General features: G+C 64.3%; 27 protein-coding genes and 2 pseudogenes. 21 read left to right on the plus strand and 8 right to left on the minus strand.

Features of this window, described 5'->3' with window-relative positions:
• The 3 genes and pseudogenes from IC66_RS0101790 to IC66_RS0101800 all read right to left on the minus strand — a co-directional run.
• Nucleotides 1-346 (minus strand): annotated as a pseudogene (locus tag IC66_RS0101790) (DUF5691 domain-containing protein); the annotation flags it as partial.
• The gene (locus IC66_RS0101795) at nucleotides 339-1,559 is read right to left on the minus strand and encodes an SWIM zinc finger family protein (RefSeq protein ID WP_244429073.1); all 1,221 of its coding nucleotides are present in this window, start codon (nucleotides 1,557-1,559) and stop codon (nucleotides 339-341) included. The gene IC66_RS0101795 and the pseudogene IC66_RS0101790, both read right to left, overlap by 8 nt.
• 266 nt (nucleotides 1,560-1,825) lie before the next feature.
• Nucleotides 1,826-2,194 carry an MmcQ/YjbR family DNA-binding protein gene (locus IC66_RS0101800; RefSeq protein ID WP_028145079.1) on the minus strand — a complete coding sequence of 123 codons (369 nt, stop codon included), beginning with the start codon at nucleotides 2,192-2,194 and terminating at the stop codon, nucleotides 1,826-1,828.
• Nucleotides 2,195-2,398: 204 nt separating this feature from the next.
• On the opposite strand from IC66_RS0101800, the gene IC66_RS0101805 reads away from it, so the two are divergent.
• The 9 genes from IC66_RS0101805 (at nucleotide 2,399) to IC66_RS0101845 (ending at nucleotide 9,213) form a co-directional block, all read left to right on the plus strand.
• Nucleotides 2,399-4,063, plus strand: a complete 1,665-nt coding sequence (locus tag IC66_RS0101805; RefSeq protein WP_038946475.1) for an acetolactate synthase large subunit — start codon at nucleotides 2,399-2,401, stop codon at nucleotides 4,061-4,063.
• 214 nt (nucleotides 4,064-4,277) lie between these two features.
• On the plus strand, nucleotides 4,278-4,625 hold the full coding sequence (locus IC66_RS0101810) for a Lin0512 family protein (protein WP_026201886.1): 348 nt from the start codon (nucleotides 4,278-4,280) through the stop codon (nucleotides 4,623-4,625).
• A 4-nt stretch (nucleotides 4,626-4,629) separates the two neighbouring features.
• Entirely contained in the window at nucleotides 4,630-5,322 is a 693-nt protein-coding gene (locus IC66_RS0101815) for a GNAT family N-acetyltransferase (protein ID WP_038946476.1), read from the plus strand.
• Nucleotides 5,323-5,396: 74 nt separating this feature from the next.
• Nucleotides 5,397-6,581, plus strand: coding sequence for a serine hydrolase domain-containing protein (locus IC66_RS0101820; RefSeq protein WP_038946477.1), 1,185 nt, complete (start codon nucleotides 5,397-5,399; stop codon nucleotides 6,579-6,581).
• Between the two features lie 96 nt (nucleotides 6,582-6,677).
• Nucleotides 6,678-6,887 carry a YgaP family membrane protein gene (locus tag IC66_RS0101825; RefSeq protein WP_028145075.1) on the plus strand — a complete coding sequence of 70 codons (210 nt, stop codon included), beginning with the start codon at nucleotides 6,678-6,680 and terminating at the stop codon, nucleotides 6,885-6,887.
• A complete protein-coding gene (locus tag IC66_RS0101830; protein ID WP_028145074.1) occupies nucleotides 6,884-7,405 on the plus strand; it encodes an RNA polymerase sigma factor in 522 nt (173 codons plus the stop codon). Before IC66_RS0101825 ends, IC66_RS0101830 begins: the two co-directional genes overlap by 4 nt.
• Nucleotides 7,406-7,481: 76 nt before the next feature.
• Nucleotides 7,482-8,147 carry a DUF429 domain-containing protein gene (locus tag IC66_RS0101835; protein WP_038946478.1) on the plus strand — a complete coding sequence of 222 codons (666 nt, stop codon included), beginning with the start codon at nucleotides 7,482-7,484 and terminating at the stop codon, nucleotides 8,145-8,147.
• Nucleotides 8,148-8,181: 34 nt separating this feature from the next.
• Entirely contained in the window at nucleotides 8,182-8,409 is a 228-nt protein-coding gene (locus tag IC66_RS42440; protein WP_049801662.1) for a hypothetical protein, read from the plus strand.
• A 99-nt stretch (nucleotides 8,410-8,508) separates the two neighbouring features.
• Nucleotides 8,509-9,213, plus strand: a complete 705-nt coding sequence (locus IC66_RS0101845; RefSeq protein WP_038946479.1) for a glutathione S-transferase family protein — start codon at nucleotides 8,509-8,511, stop codon at nucleotides 9,211-9,213.
• A gap of 2 nt (nucleotides 9,214-9,215) precedes the next feature.
• Here the strand turns inward: IC66_RS0101845 and IC66_RS0101850 are convergent, their stop codons facing one another.
• The 3 genes from IC66_RS0101850 to IC66_RS0101860 form a co-directional block, all read right to left on the minus strand.
• Entirely contained in the window at nucleotides 9,216-9,998 is a 783-nt protein-coding gene (locus IC66_RS0101850; protein ID WP_028145071.1) for a sulfite exporter TauE/SafE family protein, read from the minus strand.
• Nucleotides 9,999-10,001: 3 nt separating this feature from the next.
• Nucleotides 10,002-10,634, minus strand: coding sequence for a TetR/AcrR family transcriptional regulator (locus tag IC66_RS0101855; RefSeq protein WP_028145070.1), 633 nt, complete (start codon nucleotides 10,632-10,634; stop codon nucleotides 10,002-10,004).
• 215 nt (nucleotides 10,635-10,849) lie between these two features.
• A complete protein-coding gene (locus tag IC66_RS0101860; protein ID WP_038946480.1) occupies nucleotides 10,850-11,221 on the minus strand; it encodes a tRNA-binding protein in 372 nt (123 codons plus the stop codon).
• Nucleotides 11,222-11,324: 103 nt separating this feature from the next.
• On the opposite strand from IC66_RS0101860, the gene IC66_RS0101865 reads away from it, so the two are divergent.
• Nucleotides 11,325-11,684 (plus strand): ArsC family reductase, encoded by a 360-nt coding sequence (locus IC66_RS0101865; RefSeq protein ID WP_038946481.1) that lies wholly within the window; start codon nucleotides 11,325-11,327, stop codon nucleotides 11,682-11,684.
• A 3-nt stretch (nucleotides 11,685-11,687) separates the two neighbouring features.
• Here IC66_RS0101865 and IC66_RS0101870 read toward each other — a convergent pair.
• A pseudogene (locus tag IC66_RS0101870) lies at nucleotides 11,688-12,334 on the minus strand (hypothetical protein).
• Between the two features lie 355 nt (nucleotides 12,335-12,689).
• On the opposite strand from IC66_RS0101870, the gene IC66_RS0101875 reads away from it, so the two are divergent.
• The 7 genes from IC66_RS0101875 to IC66_RS0101905 all read left to right on the plus strand — a co-directional run bounded on the left by IC66_RS0101875 (nucleotide 12,690) and on the right by IC66_RS0101905 (nucleotide 19,169).
• Entirely contained in the window at nucleotides 12,690-13,445 is a 756-nt protein-coding gene (locus tag IC66_RS0101875) for an ABC transporter ATP-binding protein (RefSeq protein ID WP_038946482.1), read from the plus strand.
• On the plus strand, nucleotides 13,438-14,184 hold the full coding sequence (locus IC66_RS0101880; RefSeq protein ID WP_038946483.1) for an ABC transporter ATP-binding protein: 747 nt from the start codon (nucleotides 13,438-13,440) through the stop codon (nucleotides 14,182-14,184). The genes IC66_RS0101875 and IC66_RS0101880 overlap by 8 nt, the downstream gene beginning before the upstream one ends.
• A 35-nt stretch (nucleotides 14,185-14,219) precedes the next feature.
• Nucleotides 14,220-15,443 (plus strand): ABC transporter substrate-binding protein, encoded by a 1,224-nt coding sequence (locus IC66_RS0101885; RefSeq protein WP_028145065.1) that lies wholly within the window; start codon nucleotides 14,220-14,222, stop codon nucleotides 15,441-15,443.
• A gap of 72 nt (nucleotides 15,444-15,515) precedes the next feature.
• Complete coding sequence (locus IC66_RS0101890) at nucleotides 15,516-16,379, plus strand: branched-chain amino acid ABC transporter permease (protein ID WP_018317616.1); 864 nt, start codon at nucleotides 15,516-15,518, stop codon at nucleotides 16,377-16,379.
• Nucleotide 16,380: 1 nt separating this feature from the next.
• Nucleotides 16,381-17,349: a branched-chain amino acid ABC transporter permease gene (locus IC66_RS0101895; RefSeq protein WP_028145064.1), complete on the plus strand. Its 969-nt coding sequence runs from the start codon at nucleotides 16,381-16,383 to the stop codon at nucleotides 17,347-17,349.
• Nucleotides 17,350-17,505: 156 nt separating this feature from the next.
• The gene (locus IC66_RS0101900) at nucleotides 17,506-18,150 is read left to right on the plus strand and encodes a DUF47 domain-containing protein (protein WP_018317614.1); all 645 of its coding nucleotides are present in this window, start codon (nucleotides 17,506-17,508) and stop codon (nucleotides 18,148-18,150) included.
• An 11-nt stretch (nucleotides 18,151-18,161) separates the two neighbouring features.
• On the plus strand, nucleotides 18,162-19,169 hold the full coding sequence (locus IC66_RS0101905; protein WP_038946485.1) for an inorganic phosphate transporter: 1,008 nt from the start codon (nucleotides 18,162-18,164) through the stop codon (nucleotides 19,167-19,169).
• On the opposite strand, the gene sugE is transcribed toward IC66_RS0101905, so the two are convergent.
• Complete coding sequence (gene sugE / locus IC66_RS0101910; RefSeq protein ID WP_028145062.1) at nucleotides 19,162-19,476, minus strand: quaternary ammonium compound efflux SMR transporter SugE; 315 nt, start codon at nucleotides 19,474-19,476, stop codon at nucleotides 19,162-19,164. The genes IC66_RS0101905 and sugE overlap by 8 nt on opposite strands.
• A 174-nt stretch (nucleotides 19,477-19,650) precedes the next feature.
• Here sugE and IC66_RS0101915 point away from each other — a divergent pair, with 174 nt between their 5' ends.
• From IC66_RS0101915 to IC66_RS0101930, 4 genes are all read left to right on the plus strand, one after another.
• Entirely contained in the window at nucleotides 19,651-21,273 is a 1,623-nt protein-coding gene (locus IC66_RS0101915) for a peptide chain release factor 3 (RefSeq protein WP_038946486.1), read from the plus strand.
• Between the two features lie 100 nt (nucleotides 21,274-21,373).
• Nucleotides 21,374-21,952: a hypothetical protein gene (locus IC66_RS0101920; protein WP_028145060.1), complete on the plus strand. Its 579-nt coding sequence runs from the start codon at nucleotides 21,374-21,376 to the stop codon at nucleotides 21,950-21,952.
• Between the two features lie 71 nt (nucleotides 21,953-22,023).
• Nucleotides 22,024-22,608 (plus strand): NnrU family protein, encoded by a 585-nt coding sequence (locus IC66_RS0101925; RefSeq protein ID WP_028145059.1) that lies wholly within the window; start codon nucleotides 22,024-22,026, stop codon nucleotides 22,606-22,608.
• 72 nt (nucleotides 22,609-22,680) lie between these two features.
• The gene (locus tag IC66_RS0101930; RefSeq protein WP_028145058.1) at nucleotides 22,681-24,273 is read left to right on the plus strand and encodes a class I adenylate-forming enzyme family protein; all 1,593 of its coding nucleotides are present in this window, start codon (nucleotides 22,681-22,683) and stop codon (nucleotides 24,271-24,273) included.
• Nucleotides 24,274-24,347: the final 74 nt, after the last annotated feature.

The raw sequence follows: 24,347 nt of genomic DNA on the forward strand, positions 1-24,347 counted from the left end.
AGCCGCGCGCCGCGAGGAAGTGGACGAGTTCGGTTGCCGCCTGCGCCTGTTTCTTCGCCGCGAGGATCCGGCGCACGAGCGGACGCAGATCTTCGGGCACCGTCGGCAGTGCAAGCGTCGGGATATCGGGCAGGACGCGGAGCACTGAAGCCGGCTCCATCGTCACCGAGGTGCCGAGAAACTGGCCGGAAAGCGCAAGCAGCCGCAATTCCGCTTCGGCGGGATCCTCGCCGAGTTCGGTACGCCAGAACGTGGCTGCGGGCGCGGCCGCGGATCCCATGGTCCAGCGCGTGAGGACCGCGCCCATCGCATCAAGGATCGTCTCGGCCCTGGTTGCCTCAGTCATGGCCGCCGATCCGCCCCCAAGGGGTCTGCGCGGCGAGGATCGCGAGCCGATTGCCCGACCAGATCGCGGCGGTGCGCGCGAGATCGGTGCCGCACAGAATGCCATTGACCTCGGAGGCCACCGGCAGCGTCGCGAGGCCATCGGCCGATCGCCACCATGTGTGTCCGGCAGCGTCGCGCGCGATGCGCCCGTGCGGCAGCAGCAGCGGAATGTCGATCACCCAGGGCTCTGCCAGCAACGGTCGCGTCAACGCCTCGGAGAGTGTGCCATCCGGCGCGGGCCATGCCGGCGGCGGCATCTCGTGCGTGGCGTCGCGCCGGACGAGCAGGGCGCGAAGCGGCTGCGCCGACGGATAGAAGACGAGCTCGCCATGAAAGCGCTCGCCGGGCGTGAAGACCGAACCGCGCCTTCCCGCGCTTGCCGGGAAAAAATCGAGCAGCATTGCGAAGCGTGGGCCGGCCGCGGCGAGGTTGAGCAGCCATGTCGTCTGTGACACCAACCCGTCACGGCGCGTCTGCACCTGCTCGGCAAGCACCTCCCAATCCGCATCGACCCGTAGCGCATCTGGATCGGCCAGCACCGTCTCGCGCGTCTCCGATGCGGCGACCGCGCGCCGGATCGCGGTATTGCGCGGGGTGGCGCGGAAGGCGCGCGCGAGCAGAACGAGCTTGCCGAGCTCGACCACGGAACCGCGCGGACGGTCGCCTGCGGAGAGCGCGAGGAGGCGGGACGGCAGCTCGTCGATCCGGCCGGCGAGCACCGCGGCCTTGCCATCGACAAGCCGCGCCGCGATCCGCCGGCATCGCGCCGTGGCATCATCGATGAAGCCTGACAATCCCATGCGAAGCTGGTCGCCGATCCATTGATCGAGCGCATCCAGCGCATCGAAAATGGCGCGCTCGGTCTCTTCGTTACGTTTGGCTAACTGGGCCTCGCGCCGCGCCACGTCCTTCGGGTCGTCTGCGACCTCAGGCTCGGCGGCGCGCGCGGCACCCAGATCCTTGTCGCCGCCGGGCGGCGCATTGGTTGCAGGCTTTGCCGCGGACGGGCCGCGCCTGCGGCCGAGCCAATCGCTGACCCAGGCCGGCGTGTCGGCGGGCGTGAACGGCACCACCGCTTCTGCATTCAGCCACAACAGGCCGAGCACATGCTTGCAGGGGAATTTGCGCGAGGGGCAGGTGCACTTGTTGCCGAGGTCGCGCAGATCGGCCATCACGCGGTACGGATTAGCGCCGGAGCCCGCGCATTCGCCCCAGATCAGCGCGGCATCACGGCTCATGCCGACACCGGACCATTTGGCGGGCTTGGCGAGGCCGGCGGCGGCCTTGAGTGAGGATTGATCGGTAGCGAGTTGCTCGACCGCCTTCAGATCAATCGCCACGCCGATGCCCTAAATCGAATCCAGAAGCGGCAGTATAACGGGGAACAATGAAAGCTCAATGTCGCCGCGAGCGATCCCTGTGCTGCACGCGGGAATGGTCATGATCGCTCCGGTGAGGCGAGCCCGAGTTCCTTGCGTGTCTTCCGCGTCAGCTTTGCCGCGATCAGCGCGTGCGCCTGCGCCAGATACAGGATGAGCTCGGCATCGGGTAAGGCGTTGTTGCTGACGAGTTGCACCCATTTGGCGCGCGCCAAATACGGCGCAGGCCGGGCCAGGCCGTGCTCGATCAGCATGGCGTAGGCCATGTTCGCGGTCTTGAACATGTAGCCGCCGGAGCGCGCGGCAAAGCCGCCGCCGAGCGCGAACATCTTGCCGCCGACCTTGAAGACGGAGGTGCCCTCCCATTGCACCACCTTGGTGACGGCGGGCAGGCCCAGGCAGCGGGTTTCGAAGGATTTGGGTGTCATTGCCGGAGCGATAGCAGGTTGCGCGCGGCTTGCAACGTGCATGCTGACGGCCTCGCGGAGAGACGCTCGATTGTTTCGCTTGGTTCGCACGGCAAGGGCGAAGTTGATGCCGTGTGCCGCCCTTTGTGAGTTGTGCCGGCGCCGCAGGCCGCTACCATGTGCCAACTGCCGTGGAACACGGCAGCGAGCACAAGCGGAGGCGACATGAGCGGACAGGAGCGCAAGGTGAAGGGATCGGACCTGTTTGTCGCGGCGCTCGAGAACGAAGGTGTCGATCGCATCTTCGGCGTTCCCGGCGAAGAGAATCTCGATCTCGTGGAATCGCTCCGCACCTCCAAGATCGAGCTGGTCCTGACCCGTCACGAGCAGGCCGCCGCCTTCATGGCCGCCACGCATGGGCGGTTGACCGGCAAGCCCGGCGTTTGCCTCTCGACGCTCGGGCCCGGCGCGCTCAATCTGTCAACGGGGGCCGCCTATGCGCATCTCGGCGCGATGCCGATGATCCTGATCACCGGCCAGAAGCCGATCATGAGCAGCCGACAAGCGCGCTTCCAGATCGTGGACGTGGTCGCGACCATGAAGCCATTGACGAAGCTGTCGCGGCAGATCGTCAGCGCCTCCAGCATTCCGACCGTGGTGCGCGATGCCTTTCGCGTCGCCATGGAGGAGCGGCCGGGGCCGGTGCATCTCGAATTGCCCGAGGACATCGCGGGTGACGAAGTGCCTGATGTTCCCGTGATCCCGGTCCATCCGATCGAAATCCCGGTCGCTCATCGCACCGCGCTCGACCGCGCCGCCGAGATGATTCTGTCGGCGAGACATCCGCTGGTCATGATGGGCGCCGCGACCAGCCGGCCGCGCGCGACCCACGGTATCGCCAGCTTCGTGCGGCGGACCGGCATTCCGTTCTTCACCACGCAGATGGGCAAGGGCACCGTGCCCGGCGGTACCAATCTCTACATGGGGACCGCCGCGCTGTCCGAACGCGACTACGTTCATGACGCGATCGATGCCGCCGACCTGATCATTGCGATCGGTCACGACCCGATCGAGAAGCCGCCCTTCATCATGGGGCCGTCAGGCCCGAAGGTCATTCACGTCAGCTACACGTCGGCCAGTGTGGAGCTGGTCTATTTTCCCGACGCGGAGGTCATTGGCGACGTCGGCCCCAGCCTGGAGCTGCTCGCCGACCGGCTCGAAGGCAAGCTGCCGCAAGCCGCGTCGCTGCTGCCGCTGCGCGAGAAGATTCTCGGCCACATCGCCGACCGCGCCACCGAGGCGCGCTGGCCGCCGACGCCGCAGCGGATCGTGCACGACATCCGGCAGGTGATCCCGGAGAACGGCATCGTCGCGCTCGACAACGGCATGTACAAGATCTGGTTCGCGCGCAACTACCGCACCCGCGTCGCCAACACGCTGCTGCTCGACAATGCGCTGGCGACCATGGGCGCAGGTCTGCCGTCGGCGATGATGGCCGCGATGCTCTATCCCGATCGCCGCGTGCTCGCGGTCGCGGGCGACGGCGGCTTCATGATGAACAGCCAGGAGATGGAGACCGCCGTTCGCCTCAAGCTCAACCTCGTCGTGCTGGTGCTGGAGGATAACGCCTACGGCATGATCCGCTGGAAGCAGGCCGTCGATCATTTCGCCGATTACGGCATGACCTTCGGCAATCCCGATTTTGTCCTCTACGCGAAGGCTTATGGAGCGAAGGGGCATCGGGTCGAGAGCATCGACAGCTTTGGCCCGACGCTGGATGCCGCTTTCAAAGAGGGCGGCGTGCATCTGGTCGTGATCCCGATCGACTATTCGGAGAACGTGCGGGTGCTCGTGGACGAGCTGCGGGCCCGTGAGAAGGCAAAGGGGTGATGTTTGGTCTCGTGCCCCGGACGCAGCGCAGCGCTTCTTCAGCGTTGCGCTGCAGAGCCGGGGCCCATGCGTCAGCCACCTTCGCCGCCTCCTGGGTCCCGGCTCTGCGCAGCAGCGCAAAAGCGTTGCAGCGCTTCCGGGACACGAGAGGGGCTTGTCTGGAGAGACTCGATCACCCACACTCCCAAATACCGAACAAGCACAGGACAACAAAATGACTCGTGTTCGCTGCGTCACCGAGATGGGTATGGGCGTCGATGTCCACGGCAGGGACGCCACCAAGGCGGCCAAGCGCGCGGTGTCGGATGCCATCAGGCACTCGAGCCTCGGCTTCTTCCGGATGATCGGCAAGACCGCGAACGACATGTTCGTCGACGTCACGATCGCGGTACCCAATCCGGAAGCCGTCGACAAGGAGGCTGTGGCCAAGGAGCTTCCTTACGGCACCGTGACCGTCACCGCGGTCAAGGGCGGGCTGGAGATTCCCTCGGCGACCGAAGTGGCCAACGATCCCATCCTCATCGCCAATGCAGCTGTCATCGTCAGCTTCGACAAGGACTAGACCGGTGTCCGACAGCGATGAGGCGCTGCTCGATCGTCCGATCTGGAGCGCGCTGACGACCAGCCACAAGCATCTGGCCGAGGGCGGGCCGCGGGCGCTGCGCTATCCCGTCGACATGACGCCGTTTGCCGACATGGTCGACATGTCCGCGGCAAGCTTTGCCGCGCTCGGTGATCTGCTGTCGGGTTCGCAGGTCGCAGCATTGTTCACGCCGGATCCGGTTGACGTCCCCGCCGGTTTCAAGGTCGTGATCGCCGGGCCTTGCGAGCAGATGATCGGCTCGCCCGCGGTCAGTCCGCTCCGCGATGCCGAGATCGTCACTCTGGGGGCCGACGACGTCCCTGCCATGATGGCATTGACGGAGCTGACGAAGCCCGGTCCGTTCGCGCGGCGCACCCACGAGCTTGGTACGTTCCTCGGCATTCGCGCCGGGGGACAATTGGTCGCGATGACCGGCGAGCGCATGAAGCCGGGCAAGTTCACCGAGGTGACGGCCGTGTGCGTGCATCCCGACTATCGCGGCCGCGGCTATGCGCAAGCGCTGCTTGCGGCCGTCGCGCGCGGGATCGAGGCGCGCGGGGAAATTCCGTTCCTCCACGTGTTTTCGAGCAACGCGTCGGCGATCGCGCTGTACCAGCGACAGGGCATGCGCATCCGCCGTTGCCTGCACGTCACAGCGTTCATGAGGGAAGAATAGGCGCCCTCGGGGGCGCCCTTCATTTCCTCCCGATTTTCGCTATATCCGTCCCAACCACAATTTGGGGGAAGTAAATGGACGCCAGAACGACCGATTTTTCCGCCGCACGGACGGCGATGCAGCGCTACGTCGATCAGGAGATCATTCCGGGCGCATCCTGGGCCGTGCTGCGCGGGGGCGAGGTGGTCGACCAGCAATGCGTCGGTTTTGCTGACCGCGAAGCTAAGACCGCGCTTCGTCCCGACCATATCTACCGCGCGTTCTCCAACACCAAGATCTTCGTCACTTGCGCGATCATGCTGCTGGTTGAGGAAGGCCGCATCGGCCTAGATGACCCGATCGAGACATTCCTGCCGCAGCTCGCCGGTCGCAAGGTGCTGAAGCCGGGCGCCTCGAGCCTTGCCGATGTCGAGCCGGCGAAGAATTCGATCACGATCCGCCAGCTCCTGACCCACACCTCCGGCCTCAGCTACGGCATCTTCGATCCCGGCACGGTGCTGTTCAAGGCCTACAACGAGGCGCGCGTACTCAATCCGCTGACACCACTCGCCGACATGATCGACCAACTCGCCGATCTGCCGCTGTCTTATCATCCCGGCACGAGCTGGGAATATTCGGTCGCCACCGACGTGCTCGGCCGTGTCGTGGAGGTCGTCTCCGGTAAGCCGCTCGACGCTTTTCTGAAGGCGCGCATCTTCGACCCGCTCGGCATGACCGATACCGGCTTCCATGTTCCGGATGCGCAGCAGGGCAGGCTGGTTGCGCTCTACAATGGCGCCGACGTGCTCGACCCCATGAAGCCCGGGCTCACGCGCGCCGACAATCTGCCGTTTCCGCAAGCCTATCGACGGCCGTTCCCGCGGCTCTCGGGCGGCGGCGGTCTGGTCTCGACCCTGCCCGACATGCTCGCGCTGGTCCGCGCGCTGCTGCCCGGTTCGGATGCGCTGCTGAAGCCGGAGACGCTGCGGCAGATGATGACGAACCAGCTCCCGGCAGGGCAGACCATCCGCTTCGCCAATCTCGGCCCGATCCCCGGCAAGGGCTTTGGCCTCGGCGGCGCGGTTACCTTCGCGCCGACGCCGTTTGATCCGCGGAACTCGACCGGGGAATTCCAGTGGGGCGGGCTTGCCGGCACGCATTGGTGGATCTGTCCGCAGGCCAATACCGCGGGGGTCCTGATGGCCCAACGTTACATGGGCTTCTGGAATCCGTTCTTCTTCGAGTTCAAGCGCCTGGCCTATCAGGCCGTCGGAGGCTGACCCGCGAAAAAAATTACGCGCCCCGCGAATCCTTTCCGGCCGGCGCGCCCTCTTGATGGTCGAGGCAATTTGCCTCGGCTCAACTCGGAGGATGCGATGGCATTTTACAGGAAGAACATCGGCGGCTTGCACCAGGCAGTGCGGATCGCCTCGGGAGTCGCGGTGGTGGTTGCGGCATCCGTTTATCTGGCCGGCCCGACGGCGTGGCTGGTCGCGCTGGGTGGCGCCGGCTTCGCGCTGACCGGCCTTGTCGGCTATTGCCCGATGTGCGCGATGGCGGGGATCGGGAGAGGAGGGGTGTCGTGAGTGCGGCGGCGATCTCGCCGAACCTGTTCGAAGCGGCGCGGCTCGGCGATCCCCACGCGATCGCCTCGCTGCTCGAGACGGCGCAGCCGGATATCCGCCGCTACGCCCGCGCGACCTGCCGCAGCTCGGCGGATGCCGAGGATGCGGCGCAGGAGGCGCTATGGATCCTGTTCCGCCATGTCGGCACCATCCGCTCGCTGCTGGCGTTTTCGGCCTGGCTGTTCAGCGTGGTCCGCCGCGAATGCCTGCGGTTGGCGCGCAAAGCAGGCCTCGCGCGGCCTATCGATGAGAGCGAGGCGGAAGCGCTGCTGCTGACGCGCCCTGAAGCCGATCTGCGACTCGACGTGGCTGCGGCCTTCGAGGCACTGCCGCCGCATTATCGCGACGTCGCGCTGATGCGCGACGTCAAGGAAATGACCATCGAGGAAATCGCCGTCGCGCTCGGCGCGTCCCGGCAGACCGTAAAGGCCCGGCTGCACCGCGCTCGCGCCCTGATGCGCGAATATCTGACGAGATGAAACGTGAGCGCCGTTCCTGCAACATCGAGGTGGCAGCTTGGGGTGAACGAACTTCGGCAGCGGCGGCGTCGCGCGCGTGAATAACTATCTCGGCATCGACGGATTTCGTTTCGGCTGGGTCGCGGCCTGGATCGGCGAGCGCGGCGATCATGGCTTCGACTATTCGCCGGGCCTGACGCGTTTGCTCGCGTTGCCGCATGTGCGTGCGATGATCGACATGCCGATCGGATTGAATCCGGCCGGCTATCGCCTGTGCGACCTGCGAGCGCGCGAGCTGATTGGCCCCGCCGTGTTTCTCGGTGCGCGCCGCGATCTCTGGACGTTCACCGACATGGCCGAGGCCAACCGTTACTACTGGGCGCATGAAGGCAAGGGCAGGGGCGTGTCAGCGCAGCTCTGGAATATCAGGGACAAGATCAGGGAGGTCGACGAGATCATGACTCCGGCGCGGCAGGCAACGACCGGCGAAGCGCATCCGGAATTGGTGTTCTGGAATCTCGCAGGGCGAGTCCGGCTTGCGAAGAAGGCATCCGCGCTCGGCCGCAAGCAGCGCGTCGCGCTGCTGGCGCAACGCGGCTTTACGCGCTTGCCGAAATGGCTGACGCAGCGACATGGCACCGGCATCGGCCGCGACGATCTCATCGACGCCTGTGCCTGCGCCATCGCGGCGCGCGACAGCACGCAACGTGTCGGCGGGGAGGAGACCGATCCGCGCGGACTGCGTATGGAGATCAATTATTGAGGCTGCCAGCCCATGATATGGAAATCGGGAAAAAGTGGCAATTTATTTGACCTATGCGGGAACTGTCGATGGCGGGTCCGCGTTCCCCGTGTGGACCGATGACAGAGAAGCTCGTGCGATGAGGGATGTCAGTCAATTCGCGACCGCAATGCTTGCGCTCGTCTTCACCAGCGCGTTGCTCGTCACCGGACAGCTCTTCATCAAGCAGCGCGCACAGCGCGATGTGATTTACGCCACCAGTCATTTGCTGCGGCCCTTGTGATCTCATCCCCGTGCGGGAAATGATGTGACCGCTCGACCTTGCGTCGTTCGTCTGCTCGCCTAGATTAGGCGGCATCGCATGAACGAAGCTGGAGTCCCGATGTCTGATCTGTCCGCCTTTCCCATCAGCAGACGCTGGCCGGCCAAACATCCCGAGTTGCTCCAGCTCTATTCGCTGCCGACGCCGAACGGCGTCAAGGTCTCGATCATGCTGGAGGAGATCGGACTTCCGTACGAGGTCCATCTCGTCGATTTCGGCAAGGACGACCAGAAGACGACTGAATTTCTCTCGCTCAATCCGAATGGCAAGATCCCGGCGATCCTCGACCCCAACGGTCCCGGAGGCAGGCCGCTGCCGCTGTTCGAGTCCGGGGCGATCCTGCAATACCTCGCCGAGAAGACCGGCAAGCTTCTGCCGGAGGATGCCGCGCGCCGCTACCAGACCATCCAGTGGGTGCACTTCCAGATGGGCGGCATCGGGCCGATGTTCGGCCAGGTCGGCTTCTTCCACAAATTCGCCGGCAAGGATTTTGAGGACAAGCGGCCCCGTGACCGATACGTCGCCGAAGCCAAGCGCCTGCTCGGCGTGATGGAGACGCATCTTTCGGGACGGCAATGGTTCATGGATGACGACTACACCATTGCCGACATCTCCATGCTCGGCTGGGTGCGCAATCTCATCGGCTTCTACGGTGCCGGCGAGCTCGTCGAATTCACCCAGTTCAAATCGGTCGGTGCCTGGCTCGAACGGGGCCTCGCGCGTCCGGCGGTGCAGCGGGGGCTGAACATTCCGCAGCGGCCGTAAGATCAGGTCAGCGCCTTGTACGTCATGTAGAGCGCCATCAGCGAGACGAAGGCGATCATGACCCGGCGCAGCACCGATCTGCTGACGCCGTTGGCCATGCGTGCGCCGAGATCCGTGCCGATCCAGAGGCCGGCCAGAATACCTGTGATGGCCGGCCAGCCGACCATCAGGCCCTTGCTCCAGTAGATCCAGGCCGCCGGCAGGTTGGTCGGGATGACCGAGAAAACGAGGCTGACGAGCTGCGCCTGATGCTGCGGCACGCGCAGGCCCGCAGCAAGGCCGACCGTGATGGCCAGGCCCCCGCCGATGCCCATGAAGCCGGAGGAAAATCCGGCGAGCAGGCCGATGAGCAGCAGGGGTAGCCGGGGCTGCTGGTCCTGGTCGTCGGCCTCACGGCCGCCGTCCTTGCGATCGCGGCGCAGGATCAGCAGGGCGATCAGCGCGGCGAGATAGATGACATAAGTCCATTGCAAGACCCGGTCGGAAACCGCCGCCGCGGCGTAACCGCCGCCGGCACCGCCGACGAGAAATCCGATGCCGATCCAGACGATCCACGGCCAGGGGCTGCGATTGCCGCTCCGCCAATAGCGGCGCGCGCCGGCGAGGCCCGTCGGCGGAATCTGGGTGATCAGCGAGGTGCCCTGCGCGACGTGTTGTTCGGCCCCAAACAGCAGCACGCTGAAGATCACGAGCCCGCCACCCGGGCTCGTTCCCATCAAGCCCGACGTCAATCCGCTGACCAGGCCGACGCCGGCGCCAGCGAGCAGGTCGTGGATTCCTGACATCGCTTACGTCCTGGTTCGCCGCTTGATGTCAGGCCTGGTCGTGCGACAGCCGTCGATCACCCCGGCCACCGCCGCCATGCAGGCCTCGACGTCGAAATCCTCGCCCCAGCATTTTTGCAGCACAAAACCCTGGAAGATCGCGATCAGCACGCGTGCGATCGCTTCGGCACCGAGGTCGCGCCTGATCAGGCCGTCATGCTGGCCGCGCTCGACCAGCGCCACGATCAGCGCGCGCGGCATGTCGATGCCTTCGACGACGCTGGTGCGGACGCGGCGGTTGCGCAGGGCTTCGGCCCAGCCGTGGATGCCGACACGGCGGCGCGGTTCGCCGGCGGGGTCGGTCAGCCATTGCGCGTAGACGCGGATCAGCGCGTGAAGCCCTTCGATCGGATCGCCGGATCCTTGCGCGACCGAATTGAGCACGGCTTCGCGCCGATGCCGGTCGTCGGCGAGTGCCTCGATCAGATCGTCCTTGCTCTGGAAGTAGAGATAAACCGCGCCGTGGCTCAGTCCGGAGCGTTTCACGATGTCGGCCATGCCGGTCTGGTGAAAACCGTCTTCGGAGAAGCAGGCGAGGGCAGCTTCGAGAATTTGCTGCCGCCGACTTTCGCGCTGCTTGTCGCTGATCTTGGGCATCTCGCCGTCCTTAAATAACTGACAGGTCGATCGTTTTACCGTTGATCCCAATTGGGCAGAACATAAGTGGACCGTAATAAAAAACGATCAGTCAGTCATTTTTAATGCAGAAGAGGATTTTGGTCAAGTCTGGCTGGTCTGGGGGCCTGGCAGGAGAAGGATGATGTCGTTGCGAATGCGTCGACAGAGGCGACGCTGCACTCGATCGCGCGCGGCTAGAACAGCCGTCCGCCGTTCGGCACCGGCCTGCTGGGCTGCACCAGCACGACCTTGCCGTCGGCATCGGGGAAGCCGAGCGTCAGCACCTCGGAGATGACGGGTCCGATCTGGCGCGGCGGGAAATTGACGACGGCCGCGACCTGTTGTCCCACCAGCGTCTCGAGCGGATGGTTCTCGGTGATCTGCGCCGAGCTCTTGCGCACGCCGATCACCGGGCCGAAGTCGATCCACAGCCGAAAGGCCGGCTTGCGCGCCTCTGGAAACGGTTTCGCATCGACGATGGTGCCGACGCGTATATCGACCGCGAGGAAGCTGTTGAAGTCGATGGTCGGCGTGGCGGCGGCTGCGGGATCGTGGGTGACGTGCATGGGATGTCCGTTCGGCGAGTTGGCGTCGTTCGCAATATTGTCGCGCGAGGCGGAGTTTCGTACAACGCTGCGAACATCACGTACGCCATGCGCGAGGAACATCTTGCCCAACACCATCTACGGCATCAAGAACTGCGACACCATGAAGAAGGCGCGCGCCTGGCTCGACTCCCATGGCGTCGCATATGAATTTCACGACTACAAGACAGCGGGCGTGGACAAGGACAAGCTCAAGCACTGGAGCGACAAGGTCGGCTGGGAGACTCTGCTCAATCGCGCCGGCACGACGTTCAGGAAGCTGCCCGATTCCGACAAGGATGGCGTCACCGAGAAGAAGGCGCTGGCGCTGATGCTAGCGCAACCATCGATGATCAAGCGGCCGGTGCTCGAGATCGGCGGCAAGCTGCTGGTCGGCTTCAAGCCGGACATCTATGCCAAGGAAGTCGGAGCCAGGACGCGTTAGAGTCTAGTTCAGCTCGATGATCTCGTTGGTGACGCGGGAGCCGGCTGGTCCGCGAACTCGACGACGTCGGCCGTTGCGATGCGGCCAGGCGCGCGATGGAAGAGATCGCGATCGATCACGGCGCGCAGTTTCGGGCGCGGCAGCGCGTCATTTCCGCGCATCAGATTCTTGATCTCGAAGCCGCCGTCCTCGCAGAAGGTCTTGACCGAGGCGATGACGTGGCAGACTTGGCCGCCCGTCTGGAAAGGTAGCAGCAGCCGTTCATACGCGACGATGCGTCCGTAGATGTCGTCGACATCGGCAACGCTGTAGACGGGCAGCCCGCGTGCCACGCATTCATAGTAAACCGGCATCACGAAGGGGGCGAGCCGCGGCCCGAGATAATCGTCGAGCAGAACGCCCTTGCCGGTATGTCCATAGGCGCGGGAGATGCGCGTGTTTTCGCTCTGGATGGTGAGGCGCGGCGCCGGCGTCGAAACGTCCACCGTATAATAGATGAGATCGGACAGCTCTTCCTCGAGCCGCGCAGGCTGATATTCCCAGACCGCCGGCGCGATCTGCTGGCGCGCATAAAGTCGCAGCCACGTGTTCAGGAGATCACGCTGCCTGATCGACTTGACGACGGACGGAGCGGCGCTTGCGAAATCCAAAACAATAATCCCGGAACGTCAAAACCAGCACATGATGTCTCCTGCGGGAAAATTTTCTATGAAGGCTGGCGCGCCGGACGAAAGACCGTTAACGACGGCTTGATGACCGGTGTCTTGCGAACCGGGAGGCCGGGCAGGCACGACATCAAAACATCTCCGACTAAGGGAGCATTTGTATCCCAGCCGGAGACCTGATCTGCTCAGCTTTCCGCCTTGCCTAACCCCCGTCACCTCCGGCATATTCCGCGCCCGGAGACGGCGTTCCGGATGGGCTCCAAGGATAGGCTCCAAGGCCCCCGGAAAGCCGAAGCAACAAGGATAGCCACGCGGCTCGCGCGGGCAGGGGGAAATCTGTTTGGCCGATGAGTTTATTCTCGAAACGGAAGGCTTGACCAAGGAGTTCGCGGGCTTCTTCGCCGTCCGTGACGTTGCGCTCAGGGTTCGCCGTGGGAGCATTCATGCGTTGATCGGCCCGAACGGGGCCGGCAAGACGACCTGCTTCAATCTTCTGACCAAGTTCCTGAAACCGTCCGCAGGAAAAATCCTCTACAAGGGGCAGGACATCACCGCGATGGCGCCGGCCGACGTGGCCCGCATGGGGCTGGTCCGTTCGTTCCAGATTTCGGCGGTGTTTCCGCATCTCACGGCGCTGGAGAACGTCCGTGTCGCGCTTCAGCGTCAGCACGGCTCTTCGTTCGATTTCTGGCGCTCCAAGTCGGTGCTCAACCGCTTCAACGATCGCGCGCGCGAATTGTTGAACGATGTCGGCCTGAACGAGTTTGCCAACACTCCCGCGGTCGAGATGCCCTATGGACGCAAGCGTGCACTGGAGATCGCAACCACGCTCGCGCTCGACCCGGAGATGATGCTGCTGGACGAGCCGATGGCGGGCATGGGCCACGAGGACATCGACAAGATCGCGGCGCTGATCAAGCGCATCTCGGCGAAATACACCATCCTGATGGTGGAGCATAACTTAAGCGTCGTGGCCAACCTGTCCGACATCATCACCGTGCTGACGCGCGGCCAGGTGCTCGCGCAGGGCCATTACTCGGAGCTCACCAAGGACGAGCGCGTCAAGGAAGCCTATCTGGGAGCCGGTCATGCCTGACACTGCGATCGCCGAGGCTCCGGCCAAGGCTGCGACCGGCGGAAACATCCTTCAAATCCGCAACCTGGAAGCCTGGTACGGCGAGTCTCACATCCTGCACGGGATCAACTTCGACGTGAACGCGGGCGAGGTCGTCACCCTGCTCGGGCGTAACGGCGCCGGTAAGACGACCACGCTGAAGTCGATCATGGGCATCATCGGCAAGCGTACCGGCTCGGTGAAGTTCAACAACCAGGAGATCATCCGCGCGACCTCCGACAAGATCGCGCGCATGGGCATCGCATTCTGCCCGGAAGAGCGGGGCATATTCTCCAGTCTCGATGTGCGGGAGAATTTGATGCTGCCGCCGGTGGTCCGCGCAGGCGGGCTGCCGCTCGATCAGATCTTCGATCTGTTCCCGAACCTGAAGGAGCGGCTCAACAGCCAGGGCACCAAGCTGTCCGGTGGCGAGCAGCAGATGCTCGCGATCGCGCGCATCCTGCGCACCGGCGCGAGCTTCCTGATGCTGGACGAGCCGACCGAGGGCCTGGCGCCGGTCATCATCCAGCAGATCGGCCACACCATCGCGCGGCTCAAGAAGGAGGGGTTCACGATCCTCCTGGTCGAGCAGAATTTCCGCTTCGCATCCACCGTCGCCGACCGCTACTACGTGGTCGAGCACGGCAAGATCATTGACGGATTTTCCAATGCGGATCTTGCCGCGAACATGGACAAGCTCCACACCTATTTGGGTGTCTAGAACTGCCAACGAGAAAATTCAAAAAGGAAAGTTGCATGAAGACGAAGTCGATTGCATCATTGCTGCTGACCACCGCGCTCACCTTCGCCGTAACAGGCGTCGCCTCCGCGCAGGACAAGACCGTCAAGATCGGCGCGCTGTCCGATCAGTCCGGCCTCTACGCCGACCTCGGCGGTCCCGGCTCGACGCTTGCCGCACAGATGGCCGTTGAGGATTCCGGCCTGGCGGCGAAGGGCTGGAAGATCGACATCATCTCCGGCGATCACCAGAACAAACCCGACATCGGCACCGCGATCGCGCGGCAGTGGTTCGATGTCGACAAGGTCGACATCATCGTGGACGTGCCGAATTCCGGCGTGGCGCTCGCCGTCAACAACGTCATCAAGGAAAAGAACGGCGTCTACATCAATTCGGGCGCGGCGACCTCGGATCTCAGCAACGCGCAGTGCTCCCCCAACACCGTGCATTGGACCTACGATACCTACATGCTGGCCCATACCACCGGCCAGGCGCTGGTGAAGGCCGGCGGCGACACCTGGTTCTTCCTGACCGCCGACTATGCCTTTGGTGCGGCGCTCGAGCGCGACACCACGGCGGTCGTCACCGCCAACGGCGGCAAGGTGGTCGGCGGCGTCAAGCATCCGCTGAACACGCCCGACTTCTCGTCATTCCTGCTCCAGGCGCAGTCATCCAAGGCAAAGATCATCGGTCTTGCCAATGCCGGCGGCGACACCACCAACACGATCAAGCAGGCTGCCGAGTTCGGCATCGGCAAGGGCGGCCAGAAGCTCGCGGCGCTGCTGCTCTTCCTCACCGACGTCAAGGCGATCGGGCTGGAGACGGCGCAGGGCCTCAACTTCACCGAGACTTTCTACTGGGACATGAACGACCAGACCCGGGCGTTCTCGAAGCGCTTCGCTGACAGGATGAAGAACAACGCACCGCCCACCATGGTGCAGGCCGGCGTCTATTCGGGCGTGCGTCACTATCTCAAGGCGCTGGAAGCGCTCGGCGGCAATCCCCATGACGGCGTCAAGGTCGTCGAGAAGATGAAGTCGATGCCGACGGAGGACGATCTGTTCGGCAAGGGCGAGATCCAGCCCAACGGCCGCACCATCCACAACGCCTATCTGTTCGAGGTGAAGAAGCCCTCCGAATCCAAGGGGCCGTGGGACTTCTACAAGCTGGTCGGCACGGTGCCGGGCGATCAGGCTTTCACGCCGCTGTCCGAGAGCAAGTGCGCGCTCTTGAAGAAGTAAGATAACCGCCCGCAGGCCATCAGGCCCGCGGGCGACTTTCAGGGAACGCCGAAGGGACCGGGTGCGGGATCGATGCAGGCTCTATACGCTCAGCTACTGGTGGGACTGATCAACGGCTCGTTCTACGCGCTGCTCAGTCTCGGGCTTGCCGTGATTTTCGGCATGCTCAACATCATCAATTTCGCCCATGGCGCGCTCTACATGATGGGCGCCTTCGTTGCTTATTTCCTGTTGAGCCTCGGCGGCATCAACTACTGGTGGGCGCTGCTGATCGCACCCGTGATCGTCGGCATCTTCGGCATGATCCTGGAAAGGACCATGCTGCAATGGCTGACCGGGCTCGACCATCTCTACGGCCTGCTCCTGACCTTCGGCATCGCGCTGATCGTGCAGGGCGTGTTCCAGAACTATTTCGGCTCCTCCGGTCTGCCTTACGCCATTCCGGACCAGCTCAAGGGCGGCATGAATCTGGGCTTCATGTTCTTGCCGATCTATCGCGGCTGGGTGGTCGTGTTCTCGCTGGTCGTGTGTCTGGCGACCTGGTTCCTGATCGAGAAGACCCAGCTCGGCGCTTACCTGCGCGCCGCCACCGAAAATCCGACGTTGGTGCGCGCCTTCGGCATCAACGTGCCGCGCATGATCACGCTGACCTATGGTCTCGGCGTCGGCCTTGCCGCGCTCGCGGGCGTGCTCTCGGCGCCGATCAACCAGGTGCGGCCGCTGATGGGCGCCGACCTCATCATCGTCGTGTTCGCGGTGGTCGTGATCGGCGGCATGGGTTCGATCATGGGCTCCATCATCACCGGCTTCGCGCTGGGCGTGATCGAGGGTCTGACCAAGTATTTCTATCCCGAGGCCTCCAACACCGTCGTGTTCGTGCTGATGGTGCTGGTGCTCTTGGTGAAGCCAACGGGATTGACGGGAAGGGCGGCCTGATATGACAACCCTGACGGACGACACGCTGCCGGTGACCCCTCGCGCGATGCGCGACGAGATGATCGCTTTCGTCGTGATGGCGCTGCTGCTGGCGTCGGTGCCATTCACGGGCGTCTACCCGTTCTTCGTGATGCAGGCGCTGTGCTTTGCGCTGCTCGCCTGCGCCTTCAATCTGCTGATCGGCTATGGCGGCCTGTTGTCGTTCGGCCACGCCATGTTCCTGGGGACCGCCGGCTATTGCTGCGCGCATGCGCTGAAAGTGTGGGCGCTGCCGCCCGAGCTCGGCATCCTCGTCGGCATCGCCGCGGCTTTCGTGCTCTCGCTCATCACCGGCTACATCTCGATCCGCCGCCAGGGCATCTATTTCTCGATGATCACGCTGGCGCTGTCGCAGCTGCTGTACTTCATCTACCTCCAGGCCCCGTTCACCCACGGTGAGGACGGCATCCAGGGCATCCCGCAGGGACACATGTTCGGCGTGTTCGATCTGTCCAAGCCGACGGTGCTCTATTACGTCGTGCTGGTGGGGTTCCTCGCCGGCTTCCTGCTGATCTTCCGTGTCATCAACTCGCCGTTCGGCGAGGTGCTGAAGGCGATCCGGGAGAATGAACCGCGGGCGATTTCGCTCGGCTACCGGACCGACCAGTACAAGTTCCTGGCCTTCGTGCTGTCGGGAACCCTAGCCGGTTTTGCCGGTGCGCTGAAGGTGTTCGTGGCGCAGAACGCCTCGCTCACCGACGTCCATTGGTCGATGTCGGGCGAGGTCGTGCTGATGACGCTGGTTGGCGGCCTTGGAACCATCTTCGGCCCCGTGGTCGGTGCGTTCGCGATCATCGCCATGCAGCAATATCTCGCCGGCTTCGGCCAGTGGGTGACGGTAATCCAGGGCTCGATCTTCGTAATCTGCGTGCTCACCTTCCGCCGCGGCGTCATCGGCGAAATCGCGCATTACTTCCGGCGATCGCTCTAAGTAGCTGATTCAAAAGTGTTTTACTGCCCGCCTGAAAGCGGTGGATGATCCGGCTCCGCGGGCGTGAGATGACACGCGCGCGGATCGAAAATGGTCTATGACAGTTTCATGACGGCCCGACAGGGCCGGGCCATTTCCAACCGGTAGCCTACCCCCATGATGCGATGGTTTCGTGCTTTCCTTCCCAAGGAAGAACGGTTCTTTGACCTGTTCGACCGGCATGCCCAGACGGTGATCCAGGGCTCCATCGCGCTCCAGGGTATGCTGAACGGGGGCGAGGAGACGCCGGTCTATTGCCAGCGCGTCAACCAGTTCGAGAATGATGCCGACAACATCACCCGAGAGGTGCTGACGGCGGTGCGCCGCACCTTCATCACCCCGTTCGACCGCGGCGACATCAAGAACCTGATCACGTCGATGGACGACGCCATCGACCAGATGCAGCAGACGGCCAAGGCGGTGATGCTGTTCGAGGTCCGCACCTTCGAGCCGCCCATGCGCGAGATCGGCGGGCTTCTGATCGAATGCGCCAATCTGGTCGGCCGCGCGCTGCCGCTGATGCAGTCGATCGGCCCGAATGTCGCCATGCTGACCGCGATCACGGAGGAGCTCGGCAAGCTCGAGGGCCGCGTCGACGATCTCCACGACATCGGCTTGAAGGAGCTGTTCCTCAAGCATCGCGACGGCAATGCGATGGACTTCATCGTCGGCGTCGAGATCTACGACCACCTCGAGAAGGTGGCGGATCGCTTCGACGACGTTGCGAACGAGATCAACAGCATCGTCATCGAGCAAGTTTAGGACAGGCCGCTGTGGATGCCGCGTTGGGTCTTCCCCTCCTGGTCGGCTTGATCGCCGTCGCGCTGCTGTTCGATTTCCTGAACGGCCTGCACGATGCCGCCAATTCGATCGCGACCATTGTCTCGACCCGCGTGCTGCGACCGCAATTCGCGGTATTCTGGGCCGCGTTCTTCAATTTCGTCGCCTTCATGGTGTTCGGCCTGCACGTTGCCCAGACCATCGGCACCGGCATCATCGATCCCTCGATCGTCGATGCCCAGGTGATCTTCGCGGCCCTGGTCGGCGCCATCGTCTGGAACCTCGTGACCTGGGCGCTCGGCATCCCGTCCTCGTCGTCGCATGCGCTGATCGGCGGGCTCGTCGGCGGCGGCATGGCCAAGGCCGGGATCTCGGCTGCGGTGTGGAGCGGATTGACCAAGACGGTGCTGGCGATCGTGCTGTCGCCGCTGATCGGCTTCCTGCTCGCGATGATGCTGGTGGCGATCGTGTCCTGGGCCTCGGTGCGCTCGACGCCTTTCGCGGTCGATCGCGCCTTCCGTATCCTGCAATTCGCCTCCGCCTCGCTCTATTCGCTCGGCCATGGCGGTAACGATGCGCAGAAGACCATGGGCATCATCGCGGTGCTGCTCTATTCGCAGGGCCATCTGGGCAGCGACTTCTCGGTGCCGTTCTGGGTGGTGCTGTCCTGCCAGGCGGCGATGGCGCTGGGCACCCTGATGGGCGGCTGGCGCATCGTCCGCACCATGGGCCTGCGCATCACCAAATTGACCCCGATGCAGGGCTTTTGCGCCGAGACCGGCGGGGCCGCGACTTTGTTCATGGCAACCTATCTCGGGGTTCCCGTCTCCACCACGCACACCATCACCGGCGCCATCGTCGGCGTCGGTGCCGCCCGCCGCGTCTCGGCGGTGCGCTGGAACGTTGCCAGCTCGATCGTCTACGCCTGGGTGATCACGATCCCGGCCTCGGCCATCGTGGCGGCGCTGACCTGGTGGGCGGTCAAGATCTTCGTCAAGTAACGAGCTTCAGCCCGACGATCCCGGCGACGATCAGCCCGATGCTGGCAAGACGGAGGGCCGTGGCCGGCTCGCCGAACAGGATGATGCCCAGTGTTGCGGTGCCGACCGCGCCGATGCCGGTCCAGACCGCATAGGCGGTTCCAACGGGCAGGGATTTGAGCGCGAGCCCGAGCAGGATGACGCTGCCGGCCATGGCCACGAGCGTGACGACGGACGGAACAAGCCTGGTAAAGCCCTCGGTGTATTTCAGGCCGATCGCCCAGGTGATCTCGAGAAGGCCCGCGACGAACAGGATGCTCCAGGCCATGACGACCCTCCATTCAAGGCAGGGTCGTCCCCGCGGCTAACGTGCTGATGGGCTGGGGAGGCCGTCCTCCCCCAAGGCCAGTATGGCCAAGGCCGATATGGGGCTGGCCGGGGGGCTCCGCAATCACCAAATGAGGCTTGATCAGGCCCGTTTTCCCTGCCACACGCTCCCGCCATGTCCGACATCGCCATCACCACAGCCGAATCGCCGGCCCGTTCCCCGCTTGCCGCCGAAGTGGCGCGGCGGCGCACGTTTGCGATCATCTCCCATCCCGACGCCGGCAAGACCACGCTGACCGAAAAGCTGCTGCTGTTCGGCGGCGCCATCAATCTCGCCGGCCAGGTCAAGGCCAAGGGCGAGCGGCGCAACACGCGATCGGACTGGATGAAGATCGAGCGCGAGCGCGGCATCTCGGTCGTGACCTCGGTGATGACCTTCGAGTTCGAGGGCCTCGTGTTCAACCTCCTGGACACGCCGGGCCACGAGGACTTTTCGGAAGATACCTATCGCACCCTCACGGCGGTCGATTCCGCCGTGATGGTGATCGACGCCGCCAAGGGCATCGAGGCGCGCACCCGAAAGCTGTTCGAGGTGTGTCGTCTTCGGGATATCCCGATCATCACCTTCATCAACAAGATGGATCGCGAGAGCCGCGACGTGTTCGAGCTGCTCGACGAGATCGAGAAGACGCTGGCGCTCGACACCACGCCGATGACTTGGCCGGTCGGACGCGGCCGCGACTTCCTCGGCACCTACGACGTCGTCAATGGCGGCGTGCGCCTGCTCGAAGGCGGCGGCGCCAAGACCGGCGCGGCGCAGCAGATCGAGATCGCCGAGCTCGCCAAGCTCAACGCCAATCTCGACGTCTCCGCGGTCAAGGACGAGCTCGAGCTCGTCACCGAAGCGTCAAAACCGTTCGAGCTCGACGCGTTCCGCGAGGGCCACCTGACGCCGGTCTATTTCGGCAGCGCGCTGCGCAATTTCGGCGTCGGCGATCTCCTGGAAGGCCTTGGCAAGTTCGCGCCCGAGCCGCGCGCGCAGGACAGCGACCAGCGCAAGGTCGAGGCCACCGATCCGCGCATGAGCGCCTTCGTGTTCAAGATCCAGGCCAATATGGATCCGAACCACCGCGACCGCATCGCCTTTGCGCGCCTCTGCTCGGGCAAGCTCAGCCGCGGCATGAAGGCCAAGCTGGTGCGCACCGGCAAGAGCATGCCGCTGTCGAGCCCGCAATTCTTCTTCGCGCAGGACCGTTCGGTCGCGGATGAAGCCTTCGCCGGCGACGTCGTCGGCATTCCCAATCACGGCACGCTGCGCATCGGCGACACGCTGACCGAAGGCGAGGATTTCAACTTCGTCGGGGTGCCGAGCTTTGCGCCGGAAATCGTTCGCCGCGTCCGTCTCACCGACGCGATGAAGGCTAAGAAGCTGAAGGAAGCGCTTCAGCAGATGTCGGAAGAGGGCGTGGTGCAGGTGTTCCGCCCGCGCGACGGAGCGCCGGCGCTGGTGGGTGTCGTCGGCGCGCTCCAGCTCGACGTGCTGAAGGCGCGGCTGGAGGCCGAGTATTCATTGCCGGTCGAGTTCGAGGTCAGCGAATTCCAGCTCGCGCGCTGGGTCTCCTCGGAGGACCGCAAGAAGCTCGACACCTTTATCGCCGCCAATACCTCCAGCATCGCCGACGACGTCGACGGCGATCCCGTGTATCTGGCGAGGAACGAATTCTATCTCGGCTACACCAAGGAGCGCGCCGAGGGCATCGAGTTCACCAACGTCAAGGACGTCAAGAAGAAGGGGTAGGGCGGCGCCTCATCTTGCGCGCGAGCATGTGAACCCGCGCGGGCTTGACGCGTGCATGGACGATGCCACTTTTGTCGAAGTGACATCGCGAACTCGCATCATGTGGCGCGGCATCCTCGTTTTCATCCTATTGGCGATCTCTACGATCGCTGCCGACGCGAGGCCGCGGCAGATCAATCCGATCCCGTTCGCGCACGAGCCCTGCAGCGTGCTCGACGGCCGCCCCTGCACGCCGTCCTATTGCAGCCCGCTCGAGCCCGGTCCCTGCATTCCCGAGATCGACTATCCCTACGGCCAGAATCTCCAGCTCACCATCCAAAGCGTCCCATCAGAGGCCGATCGCGCCAAATACCAAAAGCCCGATCACGATCTCGACACGATCGGCGACCTCTTCGCCGAGTTGCGTAGCTGCTGGTCGCCGCCATCGGACAATGCGCGCGCGGGCATGCAGATGTCGGTGCGTTTCAGCTTCAACAGGGCCGGAGGCCTGATCGGCCCGCCGCGCCTCACATTCGCGACCGCCGGCGTCCCCGCCGACACCCGCACGACCTATCTGAAGGCGATCAACGCATCGCTGAATGCCTGCCTGCCGCTGAAATTCACTGGCGGGCTCGCCGGCGCCCTGGCCGGACGGCCGATCGCGATCCGGTATGTCGACAATCGGCAGGTCGCTCAGTAGCGCGCGAGTTGCGACCCGCGGCCAATCGATGATACGCCATTGGCGGGGGCTGCTTTACGGGGGAGGATGTCGTGGGTCTGCTGGTCATGATCCTGGGGCTTGCGCTGTTTTTTGCGACCCATGTGTTCACCACCAAACGTGAGGCGCGCGCGCAGGCAATCGCAAGGCTGGGCGAGGGGACCTACAAGATTCTCTATGCCGTGGTCTCGCTCGCGGGGCTCGCGTTGATCATCTGGGGTTTTGCCCACTACCGCAGCTCCGGCTGGATCGACGTCTGGTATCCGCCGAAGGCGATGAAGCACATCACGCTCGCGCTGATGCTGCCCGCGGTCATCCTGGTGGTCGCCTCTTACCTGCGCGGCCGCATCTACGCGACGCTGAAGCATCCGATGCTGGCCGGCATCAAGCTGTGGGCGGCGGCGCATCTGCTCGCCAACGGCGATCTCGGCTCCATCATCCTGTTCGGCTCGTTCCTGGGCTGGGCGGTATACGACCGCATTTCGCTCAAGCATCGCACCGATAGCGGTGGCCCGCCGATCCCGGTGGGCGGCGTCAGCAATGATCTGATTGCGATCGTCGTCGGCGTCGTCGCCTATCTCGCGCTGGCCTTCGCGTTCCATCCGGTCGTGATCGGTGTTCCCGTGATCGGGGTCTAGCCGGTCAGCACAAGACGAAACCCGATGTCCATGCGCGGAAGGCAATAAGAGCAACAAGCCGAGGGCCCTTCGATGGACTGGTCGCAATCTCAGATCCCGCCGATGCGGTTCGAGGCGCGCTTTGGCGATCGGGTGGTGCCGGCCTTTTGCGACCGGCCGGCGAGCGTGTGGGAGATGATCGCGCAAGCCCGCGCCCGCAATGCCGATGGCGAGGCGCTGATCGCAGGCAATGTCCGGCTGAGCTGGCGGCAGGCCGTGGAGCAGGCAGCGCAGATCGCCGCGGGCTTCCGCAAGCTTGGCCTGCAGCGCGGCGACCGCGTCGCGATCCTGCTCGGCAACCGCATCGCATTTCCGCTGCTGCTGTTTGCCGCCGCGCATGAGGGGCTGGTCACGGTGCTGCTCAGCACGCGCCAGCAGAAGCCGGAGATCGCCTATGTCCTCGCCGATTGCGGCGCCAGGATCCTGATCCACGAAGCAGGGCTCGCAGAGCGGCTGCCCGATGCGCAGGAGGTGCCCGATGTGATCCATCGCATCGCCGTCGACGACGATCCGGCTCGCTCGCGCTTCGCCGCGCTCGCCGACAATCCGCCGGCGCCAGCGCCGGTCGAGGTGAGCGAAGAGGACACGGCGATGATCCTCTACACCTCGGGCACCACAGGCAAGCCGAAGGGCGCGATGCTGGCCCATTGCAACATCGTCCATTCCTCGATGGTGTTCGCGTCCTGCCTGCAATTGACGCAGGCGGATCGCTCGATCGCGGCAGTACCTCTCGGCCATGTCACCGGCGTCGTCGCCAACATCACGACCATGATCCGCTGTGGCGGAGCGCTGATCATCATGCCGGAGTTCAAGGCCGCCGATTACCTCAAACTCGCCGCGCGCGAGCGGGTCACCTACACGGTGATGGTGCCGGCGATGTACAATCTCTGCCTGCTGCAGCCCGATTTCGACGGCTACGATCTGTCGAGCTGGCGCATCGGCGGCTTCGGCGGCGCGCCGATGCCGGTCGCGACCATCGAGAAGCTCAAGGCGACGATTCCCGGACTGAAGCTGATGAACTGCTACGGTTCGACCGAGACGACGTCGCCTTCGACGATCATGCCGGGCGAGTTGACCGAGAGCCACATCGACAGCGTCGGCCTGCCGTGTCCCGGCGCGCGCATCGTCGCGATGGATCCGGATGGGCGCGAGCTGCCCCATGGCGAGATCGGCGAGCTCTGGATCCAGAGCGCCTCCGTCATCAAGGGCTATTGGAACAACCCGAAGGCCACCGCCGAAAGCTTCACCAGCGGATTCTGGCACTCCGGCGATCTCGGCTCGGTCGATGCGGAAGGGTTCGTCCGCGTGTTCGACCGGCAGAAGGACATGATCAATCGCGGCGGCCTGAAGATCTATTCGGCCGAGGTCGAATCCGTGCTGGCCGGCCATCCCGCGGTGATCGAGAGCGCGATCATCGCCAAGGCCTGCCCGGTGCTGGGCGAGCGTGTCCACGCCGTGGTGGTGACACGCAGCCCGGTCGCCGACAGCGACTTACGGGCTTGGTGCGCCGAGCGTCTGTCCGACTACAAGGTTCCCGAGACCATGGCGATCACGCCGGACCCGCTGCCGCGCAATGCCAACGGCAAGGTGCTGAAGCGGCAGCTCCGGGAGCTCCTGGGCGCTTGAGCCGGGCAGGCGCCATCCGGGCTCTCCCGGGTGGTTAACGCCTTGATCGGGCTCGCTTTGCCTTGCCAGCGCCA

Source organism: Bradyrhizobium genomosp. III, assembly GCF_000261705.1.
Lineage (GTDB): Bacteria > Pseudomonadota > Alphaproteobacteria > Rhizobiales > Xanthobacteraceae > Bradyrhizobium > Bradyrhizobium ottawaense.

What these genes read in the sequence shown, in the direction of transcription:
- IC66_RS0101795 (WP_244429073.1), bottom strand. Translation starts at nt 1,559, where the DNA reads ATGGCCGATCTGCGCGACCTCGGCAACAAGTGCACCTGCCCCTCGCGC.
- IC66_RS0101800 (WP_028145079.1), bottom strand. Translation starts at nt 2,194, where the DNA reads ATGACACCCAAATCCTTCGAAACCCGCTGCCTGGGCCTGCCCGCCGTC.
- IC66_RS0101805 (WP_038946475.1), top strand. Translation starts at nt 2,399, where the DNA reads ATGAGCGGACAGGAGCGCAAGGTGAAGGGATCGGACCTGTTTGTCGCG.
- IC66_RS0101810 (WP_026201886.1), top strand. Translation starts at nt 4,278, where the DNA reads ATGACTCGTGTTCGCTGCGTCACCGAGATGGGTATGGGCGTCGATGTC.
- IC66_RS0101820 (WP_038946477.1), top strand. Translation starts at nt 5,397, where the DNA reads ATGGACGCCAGAACGACCGATTTTTCCGCCGCACGGACGGCGATGCAG.
- IC66_RS0101825 (WP_028145075.1), top strand. Translation starts at nt 6,678, where the DNA reads ATGGCATTTTACAGGAAGAACATCGGCGGCTTGCACCAGGCAGTGCGG.
- IC66_RS0101845 (WP_038946479.1), top strand. Translation starts at nt 8,509, where the DNA reads ATGTCTGATCTGTCCGCCTTTCCCATCAGCAGACGCTGGCCGGCCAAA.
- IC66_RS0101850 (WP_028145071.1), bottom strand. Translation starts at nt 9,998, where the DNA reads ATGTCAGGAATCCACGACCTGCTCGCTGGCGCCGGCGTCGGCCTGGTC.
- IC66_RS0101855 (WP_028145070.1), bottom strand. Translation starts at nt 10,634, where the DNA reads ATGCCCAAGATCAGCGACAAGCAGCGCGAAAGTCGGCGGCAGCAAATT.
- IC66_RS0101860 (WP_038946480.1), bottom strand. Translation starts at nt 11,221, where the DNA reads ATGCACGTCACCCACGATCCCGCAGCCGCCGCCACGCCGACCATCGAC.
- IC66_RS0101880 (WP_038946483.1), top strand. Translation starts at nt 13,438, where the DNA reads ATGCCTGACACTGCGATCGCCGAGGCTCCGGCCAAGGCTGCGACCGGC.
- IC66_RS0101885 (WP_028145065.1), top strand. Translation starts at nt 14,220, where the DNA reads ATGAAGACGAAGTCGATTGCATCATTGCTGCTGACCACCGCGCTCACC.
- IC66_RS0101890 (WP_018317616.1), top strand. Translation starts at nt 15,516, where the DNA reads ATGCAGGCTCTATACGCTCAGCTACTGGTGGGACTGATCAACGGCTCG.
- IC66_RS0101895 (WP_028145064.1), top strand. Translation starts at nt 16,381, where the DNA reads ATGACAACCCTGACGGACGACACGCTGCCGGTGACCCCTCGCGCGATG.
- IC66_RS0101900 (WP_018317614.1), top strand. Translation starts at nt 17,506, where the DNA reads ATGATGCGATGGTTTCGTGCTTTCCTTCCCAAGGAAGAACGGTTCTTT.
- sugE (WP_028145062.1), bottom strand. Translation starts at nt 19,476, where the DNA reads ATGGCCTGGAGCATCCTGTTCGTCGCGGGCCTTCTCGAGATCACCTGG.
- IC66_RS0101915 (WP_038946486.1), top strand. Translation starts at nt 19,651, where the DNA reads ATGTCCGACATCGCCATCACCACAGCCGAATCGCCGGCCCGTTCCCCG.
- IC66_RS0101920 (WP_028145060.1), top strand. Translation starts at nt 21,374, where the DNA reads ATGTGGCGCGGCATCCTCGTTTTCATCCTATTGGCGATCTCTACGATC.
- IC66_RS0101930 (WP_028145058.1), top strand. Translation starts at nt 22,681, where the DNA reads ATGGACTGGTCGCAATCTCAGATCCCGCCGATGCGGTTCGAGGCGCGC.